The organism is Polynucleobacter sp. 35-46-11 (assembly GCF_002281105.1).
Window position 1 is genome coordinate 1 of sequence record NZ_NCFJ01000636.1, and the last position, 1,280, is coordinate 1,280.

Sequence of the window (1,280 nt, forward strand, 5' to 3'; positions counted from 1 at the left end):
ATTCAGTTAATTGATAAAGAGCTTCCAGCTCCAGGAAAAGGGGAAGTTCAGCTTCGTCAAACTGCGATTGGTTTTAACTTTATTGATGTCTATCAGCGCTCTGGTTATTACCCACTTGAGTTGCCAACAGGTTTGGGTCATGAAGCAGTTGGTGTAGTTGAGGCGCTTGGTGAAGGTGTCACTCGATTCAAAATCGGTGATCGTGTGATGTATATCAATGCTGGTATTGGTGCTTATGCGAGTGCACGTAATGTCGCAGCAGATAAGTTGGTCTCAGTGCCAGACAATGTATCCGATGAAGTCGCTGCAGCTGTGTTCTTTAAGGCAATGACTGCGCAGTATTTAATTCAGAAAACATATCAGGTGAAATCTGGCGATGTCGTGCTAGTGCATGCTGCTGCCGGTGGTGTTGGTCAAATCTTGGCTGGCTGGGCAAAATCATTAGGTGCTTTTGTGGTTGGTACTGTAGGCTCTCAAGCGAAGTTTGCAGTAGCAAAGGAGGCGGGATGCGATGCTGTGGTGGATTATTCAAACCCAAATTGGGTTGAGGAAGTTATCAAGGCAACGGGTGGACGTAAAGCGAATGTGGTTTATGACTCCGTTGCTAAAACGACATTCCTAGGATCGCTCGATTGTGCTGCACCATTTGGCATGGTGGCTTTATTTGGTGCGGCCTCAGGCCCAGCTCCCGAGATCCAGCCAGAGATCTTAAATAAGAAAGGCTGTCTCTTTTTAACTAGACCTTCTGTATTTCCACATAACGCTACTCCAGAGCTGCTTCAAGAAAATGCTCGTGCAGTGTTTGATGCGATTGCACAAGGTCGAGTGAAGGTGCAAATTGGTGCTAAGTTCACGCTTGAACAAGCTGCTGAAGCACATAAAGCAGCTGAAGGAAGAAAAGTTTCAGGTGCAATCATCATGATCCCTTAATGTGGGTTACCGAGCATGAGTTGTATTAATTTAGTTTGCTGAAAAGCTCCGCTTGTGCGGGGCTTTTTTACTTACACTTCAACTTACTTGAGTGATGTACTTGACTGTAGAATGAATTGCACACTTACGCTAATGAAATAAGGCTCACATGAAATTCAATGCCCGACTGATTCTTTCTGCAGCATGTCTCACGTTTTCTTCAATGGTATTTGCGCAGATACCGGATACTCAATATTCCCAAGGAATTTCTTATATCTCTGGCGGGGTTGGTGAGGAAGAATCTCAGGCAATTTTGACGGAGTCAAAGCAGTGGCCTTTATTGTTAGAGTTATCGCAATTAGAGAATGGTC

Annotated in this window: 1 protein-coding gene and 1 pseudogene; both read left to right on the forward strand. The window is 44.8% G+C overall.

The features are described from left to right. A partial coding sequence (locus B7Y67_RS18335) for a quinone oxidoreductase (RefSeq protein ID WP_293599863.1) occupies window positions 1-930 on the forward strand: 930 nt, incomplete at its 5' end. 148 nt (window positions 931-1,078) lie between these two features. Next, window positions 1,079-1,280 (forward strand): annotated as a pseudogene (locus B7Y67_RS18340) (carboxypeptidase regulatory-like domain-containing protein); the annotation flags it as partial.